This window comes from Paenibacillus sp. FSL R5-0486 (assembly GCF_037975155.1).
GTDB classification, from domain to species: domain Bacteria; phylum Bacillota; class Bacilli; order Paenibacillales; family Paenibacillaceae; genus Paenibacillus; species Paenibacillus amylolyticus.
Window position 1 is genome coordinate 1,572,283 of record NZ_CP150237.1, and the last position, 22,419, is coordinate 1,594,701.

The following is a 22,419-nucleotide window of genomic DNA, read 5'->3' on the forward strand; positions in this document are numbered from 1 at the left end:
AGTTCAATCTCAAGGAACATAAAGAAGATAGGGTGCTTAGCTTCAATACGCATCCTCAACAAACAAAAAGCTGATCCCAATAAGGAATCAGCCGGTGGTACTACTATAATTGTATGACGCGATTAAGCCATGGGCTGAGTCTGTACTATTCGTACTATTCCATAGCTAGTTCTTCCCAGTCCTCGTATGCTTTGGTGAGTTCTGCTTTGTGTTCCTCCGATTGTTGCTGGAGTTCTTGCAGCTTCATATAATCCTGATAGATTTCAGGCAGAGCCATCTGTGCCTCAAGTTCGGTAATCTTTGTTTCCAACTCCGCAATCTGTTGTTCCAGAGCTTCCTGCTTGCGTTGTCGGTTGCGCTCTTCACGCTTCGCCTGTTTTTCCGCTTCGAATGAAGCCGCTCCGGATTTTTCGGTTGTGGCTGTGTTCAGATCGGATTTGGACGAGTTCTTGGACGAAGCCTGACGTGCCTCAGCAGCTTCACGTGCGATGTCCTCAAGCTCCTGTTTTTTCTCCACATAATCATCGTAATTACCGAGATATTGCTCTGTGCCGCCTGGATGAAGTTCAACAATGCGTTCAGCCATTTTGTTGAGGAAGTACCGGTCATGGGAGATGAACAGCAGGGTGCCTTCATAATCCATTAATGCCGCTTCCAGCACTTCTTTGGCAAACAGGTCGAGATGGTTCGTAGGCTCATCCAGAATGAGCATGTTGGCTTCCTTCAGCATCAGCTTGGAGAGAGACACACGTGCCTTCTCACCGCCGCTGAGGGAGGAGATTTTCTTGAGCACATCGTCACCGCTGAACAAAAAGTTCCCCAGTACGGTCCGAATGCGTGCTTCTTCCATCCCGGGATAGGCACTCCACAGTTCTTCCAGAACCGTGTTGGATGGATTGAGCCCAGTCTGTTCCTGATCGTAATAGCCGATCTGCACTTTTGTTCCCCATTGGATCTCTCCGGTTACCGGACGTAAACTTCCTGTAAGACACTTCAGCATGGTGGATTTACCAATACCGTTCGGTCCAATCAAAGCAACCGTTTCCCCACGCCGCAGATCGAAGGATACATTGCGGAATAATGGAGAAGCCTCGTCATAAGCGACAGACAGCTGATCCACTCGAAGCACTTCCTTGCCGGACATAACGGCGGTTTCGAAGGAAAAATGGGCTTTTTTCAAATCTCCCATTGGTTTATCAAGACGCTCCATTTTGTCGAGGGCTTTGCGCCGGCTTTGCGCCCGTTTGGTCGTCGAAGCACGTACAATGTTTTTCTGGACAAAATCCTCCATCTTGGAGATTTCACCCTGTTGTTTCTCATATTGCTTCATCTGAGTTTCATATTCGGCAGCTTTGAGCTCCATATAACGGCTGTAATTTCCCGTATATTTTTTGGAGCGGTGACGTTCGATCTCAACGATGGTCGTTACGAGTCGATCAAGGAAGTACCGGTCATGGGATACCACGAGCAGTGCGCCTGAATAACCTCTCAGATAATCTTCCAACCAAGTAAGGGTGGCGATATCGAGATAGTTGGTAGGTTCGTCCAGCATGAGCAGATCGGGTGCCTGAAGCAAAATACGAGCAAGGGCAAGGCGTGTCTTCTGCCCGCCGCTCAGAGTAGCAATGGGGGTGTCTGGCGAAAATTCGCCGAATCCCATTCCGTGCAGTACGCTGCGAATGCGGGTTTCCATTTCATAACCGCCATGGTCCTTGAACCAGTCGGAGCGTTTCGCATAACGTTCCAGCAGGTCAGCATACTTTTTCTCATCTTCCATCTGGGCAGGGTCGGCAATATCGCGTTCCATCTGACGCAAATCGGCTTCAGCCTGTGTCAGGTGAGCGAAGACGTTCATCATTTCTTCCCAGATGTTACGGTCGGATTGCAGCCCGCTGTTCTGAGCGAGGTAACCGAGCGTCGTTTCTTTGGACTTGAAAATCTGTCCTCCGTCATAGGACATTTCACCGGCTACAATTTTGAGCAAAGTGGATTTCCCTGCACCGTTTACACCAACGAGGCCGATGCGCTCGCGTTCTAATATTTGTAAGTTCACGCCGTCCAGGATTGGATCGACACCAAAACGTTTGATAATTCCGGATACTTGCAGCAGCATAAAATTAAGTTCCTCCATAGGTCCAGTTCTTGATATGACAACTATATCCCAGTTTACATGAAATACAGAGCAATTGCACCGATTGGGAACGCATGGGGTATGTAGTCTTTTTGATCAATCAATGATAAACTGAAAGAAGGCATGTTATTACATGAGGATTTTGCAGAAAATGAATCATTTTAACCATTTCAACAAGATGACAACTGGTCATAACATATAAATTGTTTTTAATGAGAGCTTTTTTCTACCTTCCCTATCAACAGGAGGTTATTCAAGGATATGCAGGATCATGCGGAACTGAAAAGTCAGCTTCGATCCAGACTGAGACAGAGCCGTGATCTGATGGATGCAAACATGCGTCAGCAGGCAATGACTAAGATTAACGCTGGAGTGAAGCGGGAGCTGGAGCGCCTTAGACAGGCCAAGAGCAAGGTTGTGAACAAACCACTCGTTATATTCAGTTATTTGTCCTATGGAAGCGAAGCGTCCACAGCTTTTCTGTTTCAAGAGGGCTGGAATCATGGAGATGTGATGTTTGCACCAAAAGTGTTGGCGAATCCACCTCGAATGGAGCTACGGCGAGTGACTGGAGAACAAGATCTGGAGCCAGGCATATGGGGGATACCGGAACCCAAGGATTCCTGTGAAGTCCTGACGCCTGATGATTGGCCGGATATCGATCTCATATTGGTACCGGGGCTTGGTTATGATCTCCATGGCGGGCGTATTGGTTATGGTGGCGGTTATTATGATCGTTTTGCCGAGACGCTTGCAGCAACCTGTGTGATGACGGGCAAGAATCCGTTGATGGCTGCGATGGTATTGCCGGGTCAGCTACAGGAGGAGATCCCGATGGACCTGCTCGATCTGCGGATTGATCTGTTGATAACAACCGAAGGTATATTACATATCGAATAAAGGGTTGTGATGTGATTGAGTTCAGAAGTGAACAACGGCCAGGCTTCCGGTGGTAAACTGACCCATTTTAATGAACAGGGGCGGGCCCGGATGGTTGATATCTCAGGTAAGGAAATTACCGTACGTACGGCTGTGGCTGTAACCAAAGTGACGATGAATCCAGATACACTGGAAGCGATTCGGGAGGGCCGAATTGGCAAAGGTGATGTTCTGGCTGTGGCTCAGATTGCCGGGATTCAAGGCGCGAAGAAAACGTCGGACTGGATTCCGATGTGCCATCCGCTGGCACTGACGGGTGTGGATATTCGTTTTCATGATAACGGAGTGGATGAATTACACATTGAAGTTACTGTCAAAACCGAAGGCAAAACGGGTGTTGAGATGGAGGCGCTCACGGCTGCCTCAGCTGCAGCACTGACGGTCTATGACATGTGCAAGGCCATGCAAAAAGATATGATTATCGGTCCAACCATGTTGAATTCCAAGAGTGGTGGCAAAAACGGTGATTACAGCCGATAGGTAATATTTATTTTCATAGAGGAGAAGGGTGATCTTTATGGTGTGGAGAACAGCAATCCTGACAGCCAGTGACAAAGGAGCCCGCGGGGAACGTGAGGATACGAGTGCACAAGTCATTCGGGAGCTGGTGGAAGAAGAGCTGGGTGGTCAAATCGTGGAGTACCGTATCGTTCCGGATGAACCCGATGAGATTATTGCGGCTTTGATTGAGATGACGGATTATTTTCACGCCGATCTGGTGCTGACTACCGGTGGCACGGAGCTGGCCATTCGTGATATTACTCCGGAAGCGACCCGGCGCGTAATTGAGCGGGAAGTTCCCGGGATGGCGGAGGCCATGCGGTACAGTGTAATGAGCAAAAACCGTTCTGCAATGCTGTTCCGCGGGGTATGTGGCATTCGTGGACGCACGCTGATTGTTAATCTGCCAGGTACACCAAAGGGTGTGCATGAACATCTGGCGGCCATTATGGATCAGCTTCCGGAAGCGCTGCTGATGGTTACGGGTCAGTTCAAGCAATAATCGAGCACGGACTCTGGGGCAAGATATCCGATTAGCCATGAACCGGTGTTAGATTGTTCTAGTGACATCTCTTATCTTATTTGTGAATTTTGCGGGTTATGTAAGTGGTTACATCTATGGTATGATGGGCTTAAATTAAGAACGCAGCAGAGACATCTATGAACATCTGGCCGAGTATGCGCATCTTCGAAGCTTGAGACGAGGAGGAATATCAATGTTTAGTTCCATTGGACCAACGGGCTTTATTTTGCTGGCCGTGATTGCATTGTTGTTGTTTGGACCCAACAAACTTCCGGAACTGGGACGTGCAGTTGGGCGTACCTTCCGTGAATTCAAAGAGGGCGCTCGCGAGATTATCTCTGAGGATGACTCGTCCAATCGCAAAGAGCAGGAGAAGGCGAAACCGCTGGCGGCTGAGAGCACACCTGCAGACAAGCCTGCTGATAAACGCCTGCCGGAATAATCTTGACGGCAATGAAAGAGAAATCCCTTCCTGCCGGAAGGGTTTTGTATTTTAAGCTGGCAATAATGGGGGGCAGGCATGACGCAGCAAATGGAAGAAATGTCGATTACGGAACATCTGAGCGAGCTGCGGAAGCGGCTGATCTACGTATTAAGTATTTTTGTGCTGGGACTGATTGCAGGATTTTTTGTGGCGGACCCGGTATACCAATATCTGACCAAGGCAGAGTCGGCAAAAGGTTTTGTATTACATGCCTTCTCGTTCTGGGACGGGATTGGCATCTATATGAAGATTGCAGGGTTGTTCTCACTTATTATTACACTGCCGTTTACGGTGTATCAGATCTGGAAGTTTGTTAGTCCAGGGCTAAAGCCGCGCGAACGAAAAGCGACGCTGAAGTATGTGCCCTATGTGTTTCTTTTATTTCTGACAGGTATGGCTTTCTCGTATTATGTTATTTTTCCGATGGCACTTGCCTTCACAACAGCGATAACGGAGAAGATGGGGCTTGTGGAGACCTATGGGATGAAACAGTATTTCAGCTTCCTGTTTGGCATTGTGCTGCCTGTGTCCCTGTTATTTGAACTTCCTTTACTTATTATGTTTCTGACAGGACTGCGGATTCTGAATCCAATTCGTCTTCGCAAGATGCGCAGAGTCTCTTACTTTGTTCTGATCTTCATTGCAGTGGTCATTACACCTCCAGACTTTATTTCCGACCTTCTGGTGATGATTCCCTTGCTCTTGTTATATGAGATCAGTGTGTTATTATCCGCAATCGTATATCGCAAGCAGCTTGCAGCCGATGAAGAGATCGAATCCCGCTACGTTCGTGCCGAGGATAAGAAACATGCGGGCTGAATGAGGATAAGCTGTAATGTGCCCGGAAAAGACGGTATGTTCTTATCCGGGTTATTTCTGTAGACTGCCGACCAACACGACAGGACAAGCAGGCATATTATGTTCAACAATGGATACAATGGGGAAGGGACTGTCTGTTAACGTTGCAGAAGGGTTAAACAATTTCGTAGAATAAGATTAGTGAATTGCAACATAGAACCAGGCACAGCGGGTGTAATTTGGCTATGTTTGTGTAAATTCAACGTAAATTCTCGCAGGAATTCGTCAAAAGGACTTGAAATCATGCTTCAAGTTGAGTATCATAAAGTTGGTTGTTAGCACTGAACACTGTCGAGTGCTAATACATATGGCTACAACCTACAATGTAACGTTATATAATTTCAAAAGGAGGCTATTTTTCATGATCAGACCTTTAGGTGAACGCGTATTGGTAGAACCACTGGAGCAAGAACAAACAACTTCTTTCGGGATCGTACTCCCGGACTCCGCCAAAGAAAAACCGCAAGAGGGTAGAATCATTGCAGTTGGTGCTGGAGTATTGAAAGACGGCGTACGTGTAGCTCTGGAAGTGAAAGAAGGAGATCGCGTTATTTTCTCCAAATATGCCGGTACAGAAATCAAATTCGAAGGTAAAGAATATTTGATTATGAAAGAAAGCGATATTCACGCGATTCTCGACTAATTCAAATTTAATCGGATAACCGAACCATATAGCACTACCATTTTCCAACAAAACTAGGGAGGTTTTCTTAACATGGCTAAAGACATTAAATTCAGTGAAGACGCTCGTCGCTCCATGCTTCGTGGTGTGGACGCATTGGCTAATGCAGTAAAAGTAACACTCGGTCCTAAAGGCCGCAACGTGGTTCTGGAGAAAAAATTCGGAAGCCCGCTCATCACTAACGATGGTGTAACCATTGCTAAAGAAATCGAACTGGAAGATGCATTCGAGAACATGGGTGCACAACTGGTTAAAGAAGTAGCAACAAAAACCAACGATGTTGCCGGTGACGGTACTACAACAGCAACTGTATTGGCGCAAGCGCTGATCACAGAAGGTCTGAAAAATGTAACTGCAGGCGCTAGCCCAATCGGTATCCGTAAAGGGATCGACAAAGCGGTTAAAGCTGCGGTTGCTGAATTGCAATCCATCTCCAAACCAATCGATTCCAAACAATCCATCGCACAAGTTGCAGCAATCTCTGCAGCTGACGAAGAAGTAGGCGAACTGATCGCTGAAGCTATGGAAAAAGTAGGTAAGGATGGCGTAATCACTGTAGAAGAATCCAAAGGATTCGCTACAGAGCTTGAAGTGGTTGAAGGTATGCAATTCGACCGTGGATACATCTCTCCTTACATGATCACTGATACGGACAAAATGGAAGCTGTTTTGGACAATCCGTACATCTTGATCACAGACAAAAAAATCTCCAGCACGCAAGATATCTTGCCATTGCTTGAGAAAATCGTTCAACAAGGCAAACCGCTGGTATTGATCGCTGAAGATATCGAAGGCGAAGCACTGGCTATGCTGGTTGTGAACAAATTGCGTGGTACATTCAATGCTGTAGCTGTTAAAGCTCCAGGATTCGGTGACCGCCGTAAAGCAATGTTGCAAGACATCGCTGCCCTCACTGGTGGCCAATTGATCACGGAAGAATTGGGTCTGGACCTGAAATCCGCTGTGGTGGAACAACTGGGTACAGCTCGCCAAATCCGTGTAACAAAAGAAAACACAATCATCGTTGACGGTGCTGGTAACAAATCCGATATCGATGCACGTGTTAGCCAAATCCGTACACAACTGGAAGAAACAACTTCCGAGTTCGACAAAGAGAAACTGCAAGAGCGTCTGGCTAAATTGTCCGGCGGTGTAGCAGTAATCAAAGTTGGTGCGGCTACTGAAACAGAATTGAAAGAACGCAAACTTCGCATCGAAGATGCCCTGAACGCAACTCGCGCTGCGGTTGAAGAAGGTATCGTATCCGGTGGTGGTACAGCGCTCATGAACGTATATAGCGCGGTTGCGGCTGTAGCTCTGTCCGGTGACGAGCAAACAGGCGTAAACATCGTCCTGCGTGCTCTGGAAGCACCAATCCGCACAATCGCAGCTAACGCTGGGGAAGAAGGTTCCGTAATCGTGGAACGTCTGAAAAAAGAACAAACAGGCATCGGCTTCAACGCTGCAACTGGCGAGTGGGTTAACATGATCGAAGCTGGTATCGTTGACCCTGCGAAAGTAACTCGTTATGCATTGCAAAACGCGGCTTCCGTAGCAGCAATGTTCTTGACTACTGAAGCAGTTATCGCTGACAAACCAGAACCAGCAGGTGCTGGTGGCGGAATGCCTGACATGGGCGGTATGGGTGGAATGGGCGGCATGATGTAATAAAGGTGTAAAAACCTTTAAAGCATCATGTGCCTGGCAGAGTGAATTCTCGTTACGATGTGACAAGAATTTGTGAGGCGGCCACTGCTAGAAATTATAAATAATACAAAAACCACTTCTTAATTAAGGAGTGGTTTTTGTGTTGTTGAGTATTTGTATAATCAAAGTTAGTATCAAGAGATATGGAGGGCATATATCATGAAACATATTAGAAAAATGATAGTGGCAGGTTTAGTGTCTGCTGCTGTTATCATCTTAATCTATAATTTCACTTCTGATTCCGAACGTAAATTTGTAAAAGTAAATGAAGCTAGTGATACTATATTAACTACATTCACAGTAATTAATAATGAGAATTTCGCAGGTACTACAAATACGCATCGGTTTGATATTCGGGCAGGATTTAGTTATGTTAAAGTGAGTTTTAAAAACACGGGTTCGAAACACTTCACGTTCACGATCAATGAAGGATCACCTAGTGGAACTGAAATATTGTATGGCAGGGTCCCGGCAGACGGAAAAGAGCATACATATTATAGTGACAAAGCATTGTCGACGGGTTCGTATTATGTAAGTACCTCTTCTGCGCAAGGGATGTCGGGCATATTGGATGTTTCTCTTGGAACTGATGTTAATTAAAGATTCGGTAATTCGCTCTAAATGTAGATTTGAAGCCCTGTGATTGAAACCTCGTTCCTATGGTTTCGTATGTACTGTGATACATAGAGAGCTTATCAGTAACGACTTGAGGAGGAAATGATTTGAGAAAGGGTACAAAGTGGACATTATGGATTCTGTGCTTGATGCTCGCTGCAATATTTATCAACTTTTTTATGAATCTATATAGCTTTGCTTATGCACTGATTACTGTGCTTATACTTGCCTTTATGGGGTGGGGTTTCTTAGTGAAATTAAAGAACGACGTTCGTCAGCATGAAGATTACCATAGAAGAGAGCATCAGTCTGCGAACGATGACATCGATAGATACACCAGGTAGAATTCAACCAACCTATCATACTTTGCACGTAGCATACATGAGAAGTTATAAGAAACTTGCACTGAAATGATTAAAAGGCTCCCGTGAGGGAGTCTTTTTAATGGCTGATCTTGTAAAAGGAAGTAGTGATGTTTTCTTCTATTGCTAAACAGATAGTTGTTAAGTAAAATAAACATATGAATAAGTACTCATGTATTAATATATAGACGATACTGGAGATGATACATATGTACGATGTATTGGTTATAGGAGCTGGGCAAGCAGGCTTGGCAGCAGGTTACTATCTTCAACAGTCGGGGTTAACCTTTTTAATCGTTGATGCTGCCTCGTCTGTCGGGGAATCTTGGCGTAAACGGTACGATTCCTTACATCTTTTTACCCCACGAATGTATGATGGGTTACCGGGAATGCCTCTTAGTGGAAATGAAAATAGCCTGCCAAGCAAAGATGAAATTGCAGATTGTTTTGAAAACTATGCTAAACAAATGGAGCTTCCAATAAAGTTAAACTGTAAAATCTCCCGTCTCTCGAAGCAAGATGAGGTGTACTATGCTGAAACCAATGATGGAACGATTGAAGCGCGCAATATTATCGTTGCCACGGGGCCTTTCCAGACCAAAAATGTTCCTCATTTTGCGAAAGCATTATCCGAGAATGTGATTCAGCTTCACTCATCAGAATATAAAAATATCTCTCAATTGCTTCCTGGAACAACAGTAGTTGTAGGCGGAGGGAATTCAGGTGCCCAAATCGCCGTAGAGTTGACATCAGATGAACAACAAACCGTATACATATCCATAGCTCGAAATATTACCTTTAGGCCTTTGCATATTATGAGACGAAGTATATTCTGGTATTTTGAAAAGCTTGGAATATTACGTGCAAGTGCAGATCGTATGGTTGGAAAATGGTTGAGAAATCAGCCTGAGTACGTATATGGCTATAAGTTAAAAGAATTGATGACCCAGGGAAAAGTTAACCTGCGCCCACGTGCCATTAATGCAATAGATGACCGCATCCTATATGAGGATGGTAGTGAGACACGCATAGACAATATTATCTGGGCGACTGGGTTTAAGCGAAATGATAGTTGGATCGATATTAATACTGCTTTTGATGCCCAAGGTGTAATTATACACGAGAGAGGCGTATCACCGGTTGCTGGACTGTACTTTGTAGGGCTACCTTGGCAAACATCACGGGGTTCAGCACTGTTGGGATGGGTTAAATACGATGCTCAGAAAATCGTTAATCATGTGATACAAAGGTAAGACGCATTATATTAGGCAGATGCTCGGGATGAGTAGAAAATATCATAACTCACATTTTTGGGTATATTACTAAAAGGAGGGATATTATGAAATTATTTAGACTGCCATTGATTCTTTGTGTTATAGTACTTTTATCTATTGTCTCAGCTTGTGGTGCGGATGATATAATACACGGAAAGAGCGATAACTGGGATGTTTCTCTACAGAGATCAACAGGGAACTATAGTATTACTTATATAGGTGATGAAAAGCGTATAAAGGATTTTGTGTTTGACCTTACCGGCAATAATATAGAACAACAGGGGAAAGCGCTTGAAGAACAAGGGGTACCATTCAGTATGTCGGGAACGGTTACTGAGGCGGAGAAAACGAAAGACCCGATTACCTTTAAAATGAGTTGGAACAATCAAAGCGAGATTGTAACTTTTGAGTAACTCTTGCATGCGGGAGGTGTTCATCATTGGACTTATGGCAACTATTAATCGCCTGGGTATGCATTGTTTGTTGGATTGTCACTTACAAAGATAAGATCAGTAAATGGATACTGTACCCTGTATCGCTTTTTTGTATAGTGATTACTTTAATTTTTTGGCTTACTAATCCCTAAAATAGGAAAATGTTAGATCAGAGACTGTGACTACTGAATTATCCAAAAAAAGTACATATCACACGATAGGCCGTTCCTTCATGGAGCGGCCTTTTTGCACAATCGCATCTTATCTCGCAACAGTTATTTCAAAAGTAGAGTGCTCAGAATCCTGAACGCTGAAGCGATATTCTAATCCGTTGCGAATAGTCGCTCCATCAAAATCAGACTGATTCACATCACGATCCAATAGACTGATATCCTGGATGACATCTTGTGCATCGTTATACGTGTACTCACTATTGGTTGTGAGAATGAGTGTGGCGATAGCAGTCAAAAAAATTCCACCTGTTGGTTTACGCGTATCACCAGTTCCGTACAACCTGACTTCCTGTATGCTCTCATCTGCATTCACTGCACCAACCAAGCGTAATTCGTCATTGAATACATACTCGAAAGTGTCAGTGCCCTGCTCGGAAGAGTCTTGTATATTCAAGCGGGTAATACTCAACCCATTCAGTCGGTATTTGCCTACGGCGCCATTAAACTTGTTTTTAAATTCTTCGGTAGTCATGTGGAGGCCAGAAAGTTTAATCTGGGATGAAGGGGTCTGATCTATTTCAGACTGAGTAGAGTTCGAAGATAAATTCAGCATCCCATACAAACCTATTGAAGCAATCGCAAAACAGGCCGTTGTTAGAAAAATAAATCTGATTGGCAACCTATTACCTTTGCGAATAGACAAGATCATCCCAACAACAAATCCCAAAAAAGCGATAAATCCAAGAATGAAGAGAGTGGTAAACAGATATTGCAAATTCTCACCTCGTAATAGAGTAATAGCTGGTACAAATCTTTCTTGCACCTCATTCATTATAATGTTCCCATGACAAAGTTCAAACTCCCACTATTCACTGCCCCAACAAAAAAAGCACTGCCGGCATGCTGCCAGCAGTACTTGCTTGATGTTATACAGGTCTTACCGTAAAGGTGAAGTGATACGCGCGGTTGGCTGGCAAGGTGTATTCGACATGGGTACGTGCGCTCCAGCTGTCATCTCCGCCAACACCCATTTGTTTGTAATTGATGCGGGCGACAGTCTGTGTGCTCTGAGGTAATTTGTACACATGGTCGTTTGCTTCCAGTTCTTCCGGTGTCCACGGCAACGCATTAATTTCAAATGGTATGGTGGCTTCAACATGAAGGCCAAGCTGACCATCCGCTGACGTAATTTCAGCGAAGCGTACATCCGTTTTGTTACCACACTCTTGTGGTTTCAGATAAGGGACGAATTGATCTCGAACCGCACCTGTGTAATAACCGAGACGTGCACTGGTTAGACGGTCTGCATAATTGTCATGCGGGCCTCTGCCGTACCAAGAGATTGTATCCAAGCGGTTATTCAGTTGTAGCAGCATACCAAATTCCGGTAGATCAGGTAAGCCTACGCCTGGAATAAGGGTTTGACTGATTTCCAATACACCATCCGCATCAATTCGGTATGTGATGGACAGCGTACATCCCGGATGTTGATCCCACGTATAATCGGTCGTTACAAGAATACCTTGTTCGTCTGCATGGTGCTCAAAGCGAATTAATCTGCTGGTAGCGTGAGCATCTCTCCAGAAGGCAGAACGCTCATTCAGGCGGTTCCCCATATCATTGTCTGTCATGGCTCTCCAAAAATTCGGCCGGACAGGTGCGAGCAATTGCTCCTGATTGTTAATCTGATAGGATGTTAACGCGCCAGTGGCTGGATTGAAGCTCAACCTGACTTGGCCTGTAGTCACTTTCAATTCATCTTGCAGATCCTGCACCTGCGGCGCATTGTCTTGTCCTTGACGTATCGGTTGGATTGGACGCAATCTCGGAGATACCACGAACTGATCCCAGGCAATCTCATGACCTACTCCTGCCCATTTGGTTGCCACTTTGGTAACCAGAGATACAGTCAGCACCGCTTCCTGGAACAGATCGGAAGATGGCGTATAAGGGATTCGGACTTCAACCGATTCGCCAGGAGGTACCGCGATATCCAACGTACCGTTCTCTACAGATTTGCCATCGTGAGTTACTGTCCATACGAGCGAATATTCGCTCAGATCCGTGAACAGGAACTGGTTTTTGATGCGCAGCAGGCCGTCTTTGACATCAACGGTTTCCATACGAACGTTCTGATAACATTTCTTCACTTCTTCCAGCTTCGGTGTAACCGTCTTATCCGCCAGAATCAATCCGTTCCCGCAGAAATTGCCATCATGAGGAGATTCACCGAAATCGCCACCATAAGCAAAATATTCTACACCGTCTGCCGTAGTGGTACGAATGGACTGATCAACCCAGTCCCAGATGAATGCACCCTGCAACACATCATATTTATCGAACAAATCCCAATACAGATGCAGACCTCCACAAGAATTACCCATGGCATGGCTGTATTCGCAGATAATATAAGGTTTCTTCGGTCCCTTCATGCGCGCGTATTGCTCCACATCTTGTGGGCTGATATACATCGTTGATTCAATATCGCTTGCCGAATCGGAAGGGCGATAATGGTAGGTACCTTCATAATGAACGAGTCGTGTTGGATCGACCTGCTTCAGATAATCGTACATGGCAATGAAGTTATCGCCGCCGAAGGATTCATTGCCAAGGGACCAGATGATGACGGACGGATGGTTTTTATCCCGCTGGAACATGGAGTTACAGCGATCTATTACGTTATTACGCCATTCCGGCTTGCTCGCGGGAATATTGTTCTCGTTCATTTCCTTTTGCCCATATTCCCAGGTGCCGTGAGTTTCCAGATTCGTTTCGTCAATGACATAAAGGCCATATTCATCACACAGTTCGTACCAGAGAGACTGATTTGGATAATGGGATGTGCGCACGGCGTTAACGTTATAGGATTTCATCAACTCGATGTCACGGATCATGTCTTCCCGCCCAATGGCTCGACCCTTATCGGGGGAAAATTCATGACGATTGACGCCTTTAAATACAATGCGTTTGCCATTGATTTGCATCAGGCCGTCCTTCAGTTCAAACTTACGGAATCCGATTCGGCTACGGACTGCTTCCAGTGTTTCGCCTGATTCGTCCTGAATGGACAGCACAAGTGTATACAGGTTAGGGGACTCAGCGCTCCATAGTAGCGGCTTCATAACCTCTGCTGACAACTGGAATGAAAGTTCATCCTCGCCCTGGAAAGTAACGGCCGCAGTAAGTGGTTGCTTCAGCACTGTCTGCTGTTGTGCATCATAGAGCTGCGCCTGAACGGACAATCCGGCAGGGGTCTGCGCGGCATTATGATTAAATAATTTCAAATCCAGCAGTAGCTCCGCATCCTGATACGCGTCATCCAGTTCAGTACGAACAAAGAAATCGGCGATCTGAACTGGTGAAGGTGAATGCAGGTATACACTACGGAAGATTCCGCTTAACCGCCAGAAGTCCTGATTCTCCAGCCAGCTCGCATCACACCAGCGATATACCTCCACAGCGAGCTTGTTCTCACCTTCCGTTAGATACGAAGTGATATCAAATTCTGCGGGTGTGAACGTGTCTTCACTATAACCGACGAGTTCCCCGTTGACCCATACATAAAAGGCGGATTCAACACCCTCGAAGTGCAGCAGGACAGGACGGTCTTTCCAGTCAGCAGGAACAGTAAACGAGCGGATGTACGAACCCACCGGATTATAAGTTGTTGGTGCAAATGGTGGCTTCAATTCAGGCTCACGCTCCACCCACGGATACGTCATATTTGTATAGTGGGGATAATCGTACCCTTGTAGCTGCCAGTTAGAAGGAACGGCGATCTCGTCCCAGTCACTGGCATCATAGTTGTTCTCATAAAAGGATGTAATCCGTTGCTCCGGTGTCTCCGCAAAGGCAAACTTCCACGGACCATTCAGTGATTCGTACCATGGCGATGCGCTGGAATCATTGGACAATGCTTCTGTTATAGATGGAAACGCTACCATAGAAGCATGTGCGGGTAGACGGTTTACTTGAAAAGTCTCGGGATTATTGTTCCATTCCGGGTATCCATTTGCCGGAGGGGTGTGTACCAGTTTCTTTCGCATAACAGCAACTCCTTCTGAAATGTTATAATATTGTCATTATAGAATTGAATTGATACTTAGAGAATAAAGAATATTGCCCATATATATCACAATATGAAACTAACGATGAAGAAAGTGGTGTACTGGATGGATACCCGGATTTTTTTTGGTAAAACAGAAGAAGCTGCTCGTCTGCCGATCTATATGACCACGGTTGGTTACTGGGAACACCAATATGAAACCGAGCGTCCAGAGGGATTCCCGGATTATCAGATCCACCAGATTATTCATGGTCAGGGGAGACTGATTATACAAGAAGACGAGTATATCGTCGGACCGGGTGACGTTTTCTTTCTGTACCCTGATGTACCGCATCGATATTTGCCCATTAGTGACCGTTGGGAACTGGCTTGGGTCTCGTTTCAAGGGAGAGAGGCTAGCCAGTTATTATCTTATGCGGGGATAACCGGCTCACGCGTATACAGACTCAGGACAGCAACGCTGCTGCGTGGCCTGGAGCAACTTCTGGTTAGAGGAGAGAATGGCGGTGATACGGATTACGCAGACTACGATGTTGAATGCTCCAAACAATTATATGCCCTGCTGCTGGATCTGAAGCCACTACTCATCGCATCCGCCAATTATAATGATGAACTGGAGCGCTTGAAGCCTGTGCTGCGTTATATCGCAGAGCATCTGGATCGTTCACTTTCCCTGAAGGAACTGGCCGATGTGGCTGTGGTATCTCCCCAATATTTGTGCAGGCTATTTCAGAGGGCACTCCATACCAGACCTGTATTTTACGTGAACCAGGAACGGATCAATCGAAGCAAACAACTCATGTTCAGTGAGAGAGAGCTTCGAATATATGAAGTTGCTGATCGGGTGGGTTACGAGAATGCCAGTTATTTCTGTGCGATGTTCAAAAGGCATACAGGCATGAGTCCAGAGCGTTTTCGCAAACTGCATGGACTGAATTGATGGAGTTACAATTTTAGTGCTCCACTCGCGGTAGGAGCAACAGAGTATACTTCGCTTAAATGACATGCCAGATACACCTTCATCCAACCCTCGGAATCGTTCAGATCAACACCTAGAATCTCCTCTATTTTGCGCAGGCGCAGATACAACGTATTGGTATGAATGTGCAGACGTTCGGCTGTGACTTGCACAGATCGATTCGCGGCAATGTAGGTTTTGAGTGTGAGTTCAAGCTCTCCTGATTTTTGCTGTTGAAGAGGGGACAGAATTTCGTGAATGTAGTTCTCGATATCGGAAGGTTCCTGATTCAGAAACAGCCGATTGATCCCGATTTCTTCGTAGAGCATCAGGCCCGCTTTGTTTTGTTTAAGCAAAAAGGACAACGAGCGTGTAGCCTCGTCATTGCTTTTGCACACATACTCAAGCCCTTGATAAAGTCCACCGATACCAATGGATAGGGCAGGAGTCTTAGGGGTGGTCCATTTCTCCACAGCCGTTTCCAGCCTGCTGATGATCCAGTGTCTGACCTTGGGCTCGGATGCCGCAGCCAGAATCGTAATTTTGTGATGTGCGCTGAACAATAGATGTTCGCGGGTGCCCAGCTCCTTTTCGATAAATCCAATCAACTTGCGCACCCAATTTTCAGTTGTTTTCATATCGGGATGTTCCCCATAGAGCTGCAATTGAGCGACGAACAAGGACTGATGGGCTGGCAACCGAAAGCTGGAAAGTCGTGCCTCCAACTGCTGTGGTTCTCTATATTGCACGAGATCGCTGAAGAAATCATGGTTTTTCCGATAGGACATCTCGGTGAGTGAGTAGGTATTCACCATCTCCAGCATCACAATAGCTCCGCCTTGTTCCAAAATCACATGATCCAACTGACCTAACGGATGATCTAATTGGATGGCAAAACAGCCAAGCACCAGAGATCCGTTCACAATGGGATAGAGGTAATGATCGCTATGATCCGTTCCACCGGATAAGGTGATGGGGTTAAACTGACTGTCCAGAGCAGTATAGATATCGAGCTCACTTAGCAAGACACTTTCCGGGATGAGCGGGTACCAGTCATTTCTCGCCATGTCCACATAATAGGTGGGAAGTTTCAGCATCGACCCAACCGTCTCAATGATATGTCCGAGGCTCACATGTTCAATGGAAAGTGCCGTGAATTGATTATGAATTTCATTGCGGCTAACGAGATATCGGTTCGTCTCCAGCAGTTCTGAATACATGGTGGCGTTGGAGATGGCAATGGCTGCCTGATCCGCAAATCCCTGCATCACATTCAGATCATGTGGGGCAAATCGTCTGTTTTGTTCAAATTGGTATACCAGCATTACACCGATTTTGTGAGTATTCATTGTCACGGGAACGGCGATAAGTCCTTTTGCCATATTACCGTCAGGCAGTGAACTTACAATGATATCCGCATTCTCCTGACTAACATTGCCCATATCTTTAAAGGCATCATCCGGTGTGCTATACATTCGGCCAATGCCTTCCTCGTATACTTTTCCCGTAATGCCCTCATCCAGCTCGCCCTGATATTGATACACGCTATCCTGAAAACCGACCTTGGCTCTAGGAATCATCTTGCCAGAGTTCGGATCAACCATCATGAACAGCCCGCAGGAAAGGGAGGGGATGACATGGAGCGCACTCTCCATGATTTTGAGTAACAAATCGTTCAGCTCCAGGGAACAGGTCAGCTCCCGCAGTCCGGTCAACCATCGATCATTGTGTGCACGTTCCATCTCAATCTGTTGTTTCAGCAGTCCTTCCCGAATCAAAGACTCCAGACGTTCACTCTGTAACAGGGTAAGTTGCTTCTGGGTATCGATAACCACACGAATGTTGATATTAGACAAAAAAACAAACGTATACCTGAGAATTTTCCAGGATGATTCAATCTGTTCTTGATCTGTATATTCAGGTAACTCTCCTTCACGTAGCCAGTTATTCCACTGGAAATCATATTCATCCTTGATCCAGATTCCGTACGGAACAGACCCAAAGACTTGAGCCATAAATGAGCGAACCGCTTCATGAATCATAGCAAACGTACTCCTTTTGTGTTCACATGGCAAAATGCTTACATATATAACATGATCTTCACTATGCTGTGTGATTTATATTTTGTATTGTGTATATCACCATAATTAATATTAGAATGCTGTTGCTGTCAACAATGACATTATACATATGCAACTTATATAATGTCATTAACTTTAACACAATACAATTTCATCGTAGTAAAACAGTAGAGCTGTAAATCGAACAGATATACGTAATATTTAAGTTCAACTTAACTTTTTACACGAGAACGGAGAGGACAGAAATAACGTGAAGAAGCAAAGCGTTCGCCTAAAAGCTTTCGCAAGAAAGCTACTTCGGAAGCATACGCTATCCCCGGATTTTCCCTTTGGAGAAGGGAATCAAAAAAAATCTGGGGATAACAGCGATCGGAAGGTTATTCTGTCATCGGAGTGGTCAGTGTAAATATTCTTTAGTTGAACTTACAATCAAGTCTGAAAATGAGGTGGAGTACAGATGAGTCAAATTACTGCTTTTGTAGGTGCATTGTTGATTGATGGACAAGGTGGAGAACCTGTTTCTGATAGTGTGGTCCTGGTTGAGAACGGGAAATTCATAGCAGCGGGTGCAAAAGCAACCGTTCCAATTCCGGAAAATGCCGAGCTTGTTGATGTAACAGGCAAAACGGTGATGCCGGGACTAATCGATGCCCATGTCCATGTACACGGGGCCAAAAATCTGAATATGGCTGCGGTGGCGCTGGAAGCCAATGAACTCCAGATGGGGAGAGCACTTCAGGATCTGCCGAAGCTGATCAACGCAGGATTCACAACCGTCAGGGATGTCGGTAGCCATGTTGCTGTATACATTCGCGATCTGATCAAGGAAGGTGTGGTGAAGGGGCCGCGGATTAAAACTTCCCGTCATATGCTCTCTCAGACGGGTGGACATGCAGATATCCATATGATTCCAACGGAACTGAATATCTTCACCGTGTGTGACGGCGTTCCCGAAGTCATTAAGGCAACACGCACGCAGTTCCGTGAAGGGGCGGATTTCATTAAAGTGTGTTCCACAGGCGGGGTACTTTCGGAGAAAGATGACCCTCGCTGGTCGCAATTCCGCATGGATGAGCTGAAGGCGATCGTGTATGAAGCGGAAGCGGTACAGTCTTATGTGGCTGCACATGCGCAAGGTGCACAGGGGATCAAAAATGCGTTGGAAGCGGGCGTACGCACCATTGAACACGGGATCTATATTGATGAAGAAGGCATTGGCATGATGCTGGATCAAAAGGCGGTTCTGGTGCCAACGCTGGCGATTGTACATCGGATCATCAAAGAAGGGCATAAATACGGTGTTCCCGAATTTGGCATCCGCAAAGCCAAAAGTGTATATCAGGAGCATATTGAGAACATGATTATCGCGCGTAAGGCAGGCGTAACCATTGCAGTAGGGACAGACTTCTGCACATGTGCACCTGTTGAGCATGGCGGGAATGCACTCGAACTTCGATTGCTTGTTGAAGATGTTGGATTTACGCCGATGGAAGCGATTGTAGCCGCAACAAGAGATGCGGCGAGAGCGATGCAGATGGAAGCGGAGATCGGTACGATTGAACCTGGCAAAGCTGCTGATCTGCTGGTACTGAATGTGAATCCGTTGACGGATATTGGACTGCTCGAAAACACAGAGAATATCGAACAGGTCTATTTATCAGGTGAACGCTTGAAATAAGAACGATGGTTCTACGTGTACTGAACTGCACTGACAACATAGAGAATGGGGAGAAGTCACCATGTTTAGTCAACCGATATATATCGCCACAGTATTGCTTGTTATTTTAGCTATAGGGGAACTGGTTTCGATCTGGTCCAAAGCGCGAATTCCTTCCTTGCTTGTTATTCTGATCGGATATTTGCTGCTGAACTGGGCGGGGTTATTTCCTAAAGGAGTGGTATCCAGCTCTGCTCTGACGGCGTTCGGGGCTCTCATGGTGGCTCCGCTGATTGTACACATGGGAACATTAATACCGCTGAAATTAATACGTTCCCAATATAAAGCAATACTGATCTCATTGTTCGCATCACTCACGGCGACAGGTCTTATCCTGTTAATCGTATCACCGTTCTATGGTTATCCTACGGCTGTTGCCGGATCAAGTCCGGTTGTTGGTGGCATTATCTCTTATCTGATCACAACCACGAAGCTGCAAGAGATGAATCTGGGTCATCTGATTACAATTCCGGCTGTTATTCTGGGTATTCATTCCCTCGTGGGGATGCCGATTGCAACCAATATGTTGCGCAGATATGCGTTAAAACTGCAGAAGCAGGGCGCTTTTGAGAACAAGGTTGCAGGGGAAGGCCATGTGAACATTAAAGAAGCGAATGCCAAAACATTCCTTCCGCAGCGATTCCAGACCGCACCTATTCTGCTGTTGCTCTTGTTCATTATGGGTAGTCTCTCCATTTATCTAGGTAATGTAACCGGACTTAGCTACAGTATCTGGGCTCTGTTGCTGGGGGTTCTCGGACATCTGATCGGACTGTTCCCATCTCGTATTCTGGATAAAGCAAGTACATCGGGAATTGCCATGATAGGTCTGATCGTAGTCGTTATGACAAGTATGGAGTCGATCACTTTCGATGCGGTGGTTAGTTCCATTATTCCAGTGTTGTTCATTATCGCAATCGGTGTGATTGGGGTGCTGATCGGTGGATTTGTTGGCTCCAAGCTGTTCAAATGGGACCCGCTCAAAGGTCTGCCTGTGGCACTGACTGCACTATTCGGTTTTCCGGGGGACTACATCATCTGTGAGGAAGTAAGCCGTTCAGTTGGACGTGATGAAAATGAACGCAAAGCCATCCTCGATGAGATTTTAACGCCGATGCTGGTAGGTGGATTCACAACGGTCACAACAGCATCCGTGTTAATTGCGTCCATACTGATCAAGACACTTTAAGAGGTTGTCAAAAATGGTCTTTTTGAACACGCACTATAAGAAAAATTGATGTTCTTTTCATCCCAATTTCAGTTTCCATTAAGGTTGGGAAGGTAAGATAAGTCTTGTAAACCCCTTCTCGTGTTAAATAGATGTGTGACTGGCCCTATCGGATTGTCCTCCGGTAGGGCACTTTTTTTTCTTCATTTCTGCGGTTGATGGTATGATAGATGAATACATAATGTGTAACCAACTCTAGTGACCGGAGGATGGAATTGTGGATCACAGTTTGCACCCGTTGTTTAAGCCTATTCAGATGAATGGAACGTACCCTAACAGTTATTATGTTGAGAAAGTACCTGCTGCTGGTCTGATGGCTTATGTGGCCTGTTATTGGGAATCAGGATCTCTTCCGAACACACATGCGGATGTTGCTAAGAGAGAAGGTCCAGAGCGATCGATGATGACGGTACCTGCCCGGGTATTACCGGATGGTTGCACGGACATGCTGATTACATACGACCCGGTCTGTTCAAAGCACTCCTATGCTTACTGTGGCAATTATACACATCCGTTCGCTGTACCTGAGCCATCCGATGATGGCTCCCCTGCTGGAGACTACACCTTTGGTGTCCGGTTCTTCCCGGGTGGAGCGCATGTCTTCCATGGCATGCCTCTGGAGTGGTTTACGGATAAGCGAATTACACTTCAGGAATGTTGGCCGGAGAAGCTGAACGAGCTTCAGGAACGGATGGCCGAAACGAATCATTTTGCAGAGCGAGTAGAGGTTATGAATGCGTACTTGAGTCCGTTGCCCGTGCAGGGAAGCACATCGGAGAACGATCTGATGAAAAACGTGCTTCACCGTATCTTTATGGATGGGGGACGTATGAGTGTCCAAGAGCTGGCGATGCGTGAAGTGATCAGTGAGCGGCAGCTGCATCGCAAGTTCTCGGAGTGGGTTGGAATCAGTCCCAAACGATTCAGTGAGGTGGTTCGTTTTCATCGTGTGTTGAGTGATATTCATCAAGGGAACACGGCAGACTGGGCAATGCTTGCCCAGAATCATGGATTTTTTGACCAAGCCCATCTAATTCGGCAATTTCGCAAGTTTTATGGAGAGACTCCGTTGACGGCAGCCAGGGAGCACGGCAAATTGTTGTCCGATTTGTACAATAGATCTGCAGCACCTTCGGTTATACTGAAGTCGTGAGAATAAAAGATAAGGGAGACATCATATATGAATGGAACATTGCAGATTCGGGATCACTTGTTAAATGAATTGGAAACAGGCGTACGGACGGGGGCTTCGTTAATTCGCTTGATCCGTTCGGAGGATTGGTCGTATCGTCCACAGGAGAATATGCGTTCATTGGTGGAGCTAGTGCATCACTTTATCCAAATCACGGCATCGGATCTTGCCATTATGCAGGAAAAAGGTGAAGCTGAGGTTGGGCTGGTGGAGAATAGTCTGTCGGGGATTCAGGATATCGAGAAGCTTGAAGCAACGTTATGGAGTAATTTCGAATCCTACAAAGCGTATATCACGGGATTGAGCGAAGATGACTTTTTGAATCGTTCAACAAAAGCTTTTTATATGGAACATGGTCACTTGCAGGTTCAATGGCAGATTGAAACGGTAACGCATGTATTCCATCACCGTTCGCAGCTGTATAACTATCTCAAGCAGCAGGGCCATGAACTGAACTTTTTCATGCTGTATGCGTAATTAAACCTGTAATATTA

At 45.8% G+C, this 22,419-nt stretch carries 19 protein-coding genes; 15 read left to right on the forward strand and 4 right to left on the reverse strand.

From position 1 onward, the window contains the following. Nucleotides 1–154 precede the first annotated feature (154 nt). Complete coding sequence (locus tag MKY01_RS06900) at nt 155–2,113, reverse strand: ABC-F family ATP-binding cassette domain-containing protein (RefSeq protein WP_036611268.1); 1,959 nt, start codon at nt 2,111–2,113, stop codon at nt 155–157. Nucleotides 2,114–2,392: 279 nt separating this feature from the next. Between MKY01_RS06900 and MKY01_RS06905 the strand changes: the two genes are divergently transcribed. From MKY01_RS06905 to MKY01_RS06950, 10 genes are all read left to right on the forward strand, one after another. After that, complete coding sequence (locus MKY01_RS06905) at nt 2,393–3,031, forward strand: 5-formyltetrahydrofolate cyclo-ligase (RefSeq protein WP_339285983.1); 639 nt, start codon at nt 2,393–2,395, stop codon at nt 3,029–3,031. 15 nt (nt 3,032–3,046) lie between these two features. Then, the gene (moaC, locus tag MKY01_RS06910) at nt 3,047–3,550 is read left to right on the forward strand and encodes a cyclic pyranopterin monophosphate synthase MoaC (RefSeq protein WP_223869015.1); all 504 of its coding nucleotides are present in this window, start codon (nt 3,047–3,049) and stop codon (nt 3,548–3,550) included. Between the two features lie 37 nt (nt 3,551–3,587). Beyond that, on the forward strand, nt 3,588–4,073 hold the full coding sequence (locus tag MKY01_RS06915; RefSeq protein ID WP_017690080.1) for a MogA/MoaB family molybdenum cofactor biosynthesis protein: 486 nt from the start codon (nt 3,588–3,590) through the stop codon (nt 4,071–4,073). Between the two features lie 214 nt (nt 4,074–4,287). Beyond that, a complete protein-coding gene (gene tatA, locus MKY01_RS06920) occupies nt 4,288–4,536 on the forward strand; it encodes a twin-arginine translocase TatA/TatE family subunit (RefSeq protein ID WP_036668966.1) in 249 nt (82 codons plus the stop codon). 78 nt (nt 4,537–4,614) lie between these two features. Continuing rightward, on the forward strand, nt 4,615–5,397 hold the full coding sequence (gene tatC / locus MKY01_RS06925) for a twin-arginine translocase subunit TatC (protein WP_017690078.1): 783 nt from the start codon (nt 4,615–4,617) through the stop codon (nt 5,395–5,397). A gap of 400 nt (nt 5,398–5,797) precedes the next feature. Then, nucleotides 5,798–6,079 carry a co-chaperone GroES gene (groES, locus tag MKY01_RS06930; protein WP_017690077.1) on the forward strand — a complete coding sequence of 94 codons (282 nt, stop codon included), beginning with the start codon at nt 5,798–5,800 and terminating at the stop codon, nt 6,077–6,079. 72 nt (nt 6,080–6,151) lie between these two features. After that, complete coding sequence (gene groL, locus MKY01_RS06935; protein ID WP_036611259.1) at nt 6,152–7,786, forward strand: chaperonin GroEL; 1,635 nt, start codon at nt 6,152–6,154, stop codon at nt 7,784–7,786. Nucleotides 7,787–7,984: 198 nt separating this feature from the next. Beyond that, nucleotides 7,985–8,425, forward strand: a complete 441-nt coding sequence (locus MKY01_RS06940) for a hypothetical protein (RefSeq protein ID WP_282319098.1) — start codon at nt 7,985–7,987, stop codon at nt 8,423–8,425. 586 nt (nt 8,426–9,011) lie between these two features. Beyond that, complete coding sequence (locus MKY01_RS06945; protein ID WP_339285986.1) at nt 9,012–10,055, forward strand: NAD(P)/FAD-dependent oxidoreductase; 1,044 nt, start codon at nt 9,012–9,014, stop codon at nt 10,053–10,055. A gap of 86 nt (nt 10,056–10,141) precedes the next feature. Then, nucleotides 10,142–10,489, forward strand: a complete 348-nt coding sequence (locus MKY01_RS06950) for a hypothetical protein (RefSeq protein WP_127551707.1) — start codon at nt 10,142–10,144, stop codon at nt 10,487–10,489. 282 nt (nt 10,490–10,771) lie between these two features. Here MKY01_RS06950 and MKY01_RS06955 read toward each other — a convergent pair whose 3' ends face one another. Then, on the reverse strand, nt 10,772–11,515 hold the full coding sequence (locus tag MKY01_RS06955; RefSeq protein WP_076327286.1) for a hypothetical protein: 744 nt from the start codon (nt 11,513–11,515) through the stop codon (nt 10,772–10,774). A gap of 94 nt (nt 11,516–11,609) precedes the next feature. Further along, nucleotides 11,610–14,729 carry a glycoside hydrolase family 2 TIM barrel-domain containing protein gene (locus MKY01_RS06960; RefSeq protein ID WP_339285990.1) on the reverse strand — a complete coding sequence of 1,040 codons (3,120 nt, stop codon included), beginning with the start codon at nt 14,727–14,729 and terminating at the stop codon, nt 11,610–11,612. Nucleotides 14,730–14,834: 105 nt separating this feature from the next. On the opposite strand from MKY01_RS06960, the gene MKY01_RS06965 reads away from it, so the two are divergent. Further along, nucleotides 14,835–15,689 carry an AraC family transcriptional regulator gene (locus MKY01_RS06965; protein ID WP_235200774.1) on the forward strand — a complete coding sequence of 285 codons (855 nt, stop codon included), beginning with the start codon at nt 14,835–14,837 and terminating at the stop codon, nt 15,687–15,689. 5 nt (nt 15,690–15,694) lie between these two features. Here the strand turns inward: MKY01_RS06965 and MKY01_RS06970 are convergent, their stop codons facing one another. After that, nucleotides 15,695–17,749, reverse strand: a complete 2,055-nt coding sequence (locus MKY01_RS06970) for a helix-turn-helix domain-containing protein (protein WP_339285992.1) — start codon at nt 17,747–17,749, stop codon at nt 15,695–15,697. A gap of 496 nt (nt 17,750–18,245) precedes the next feature. Here MKY01_RS06970 and MKY01_RS06975 point away from each other — a divergent pair, with 496 nt between their 5' ends. The 4 genes from MKY01_RS06975 to MKY01_RS06990 all read left to right on the forward strand — a co-directional run bounded on the left by MKY01_RS06975 (nt 18,246) and on the right by MKY01_RS06990 (nt 22,402). Beyond that, nucleotides 18,246–19,466, forward strand: coding sequence for an amidohydrolase family protein (locus tag MKY01_RS06975; protein WP_036611244.1), 1,221 nt, complete (start codon nt 18,246–18,248; stop codon nt 19,464–19,466). Between the two features lie 61 nt (nt 19,467–19,527). Then, nucleotides 19,528–20,694: a hypothetical protein gene (locus tag MKY01_RS06980; RefSeq protein ID WP_036668987.1), complete on the forward strand. Its 1,167-nt coding sequence runs from the start codon at nt 19,528–19,530 to the stop codon at nt 20,692–20,694. A 256-nt stretch (nt 20,695–20,950) separates the two neighbouring features. Then, the gene (locus MKY01_RS06985; RefSeq protein WP_339285996.1) at nt 20,951–21,886 is read left to right on the forward strand and encodes a helix-turn-helix domain-containing protein; all 936 of its coding nucleotides are present in this window, start codon (nt 20,951–20,953) and stop codon (nt 21,884–21,886) included. 27 nt (nt 21,887–21,913) lie between these two features. Further along, entirely contained in the window at nt 21,914–22,402 is a 489-nt protein-coding gene (locus tag MKY01_RS06990) for a DinB family protein (protein ID WP_076216923.1), read from the forward strand. Nucleotides 22,403–22,419 lie beyond the last annotated feature (17 nt).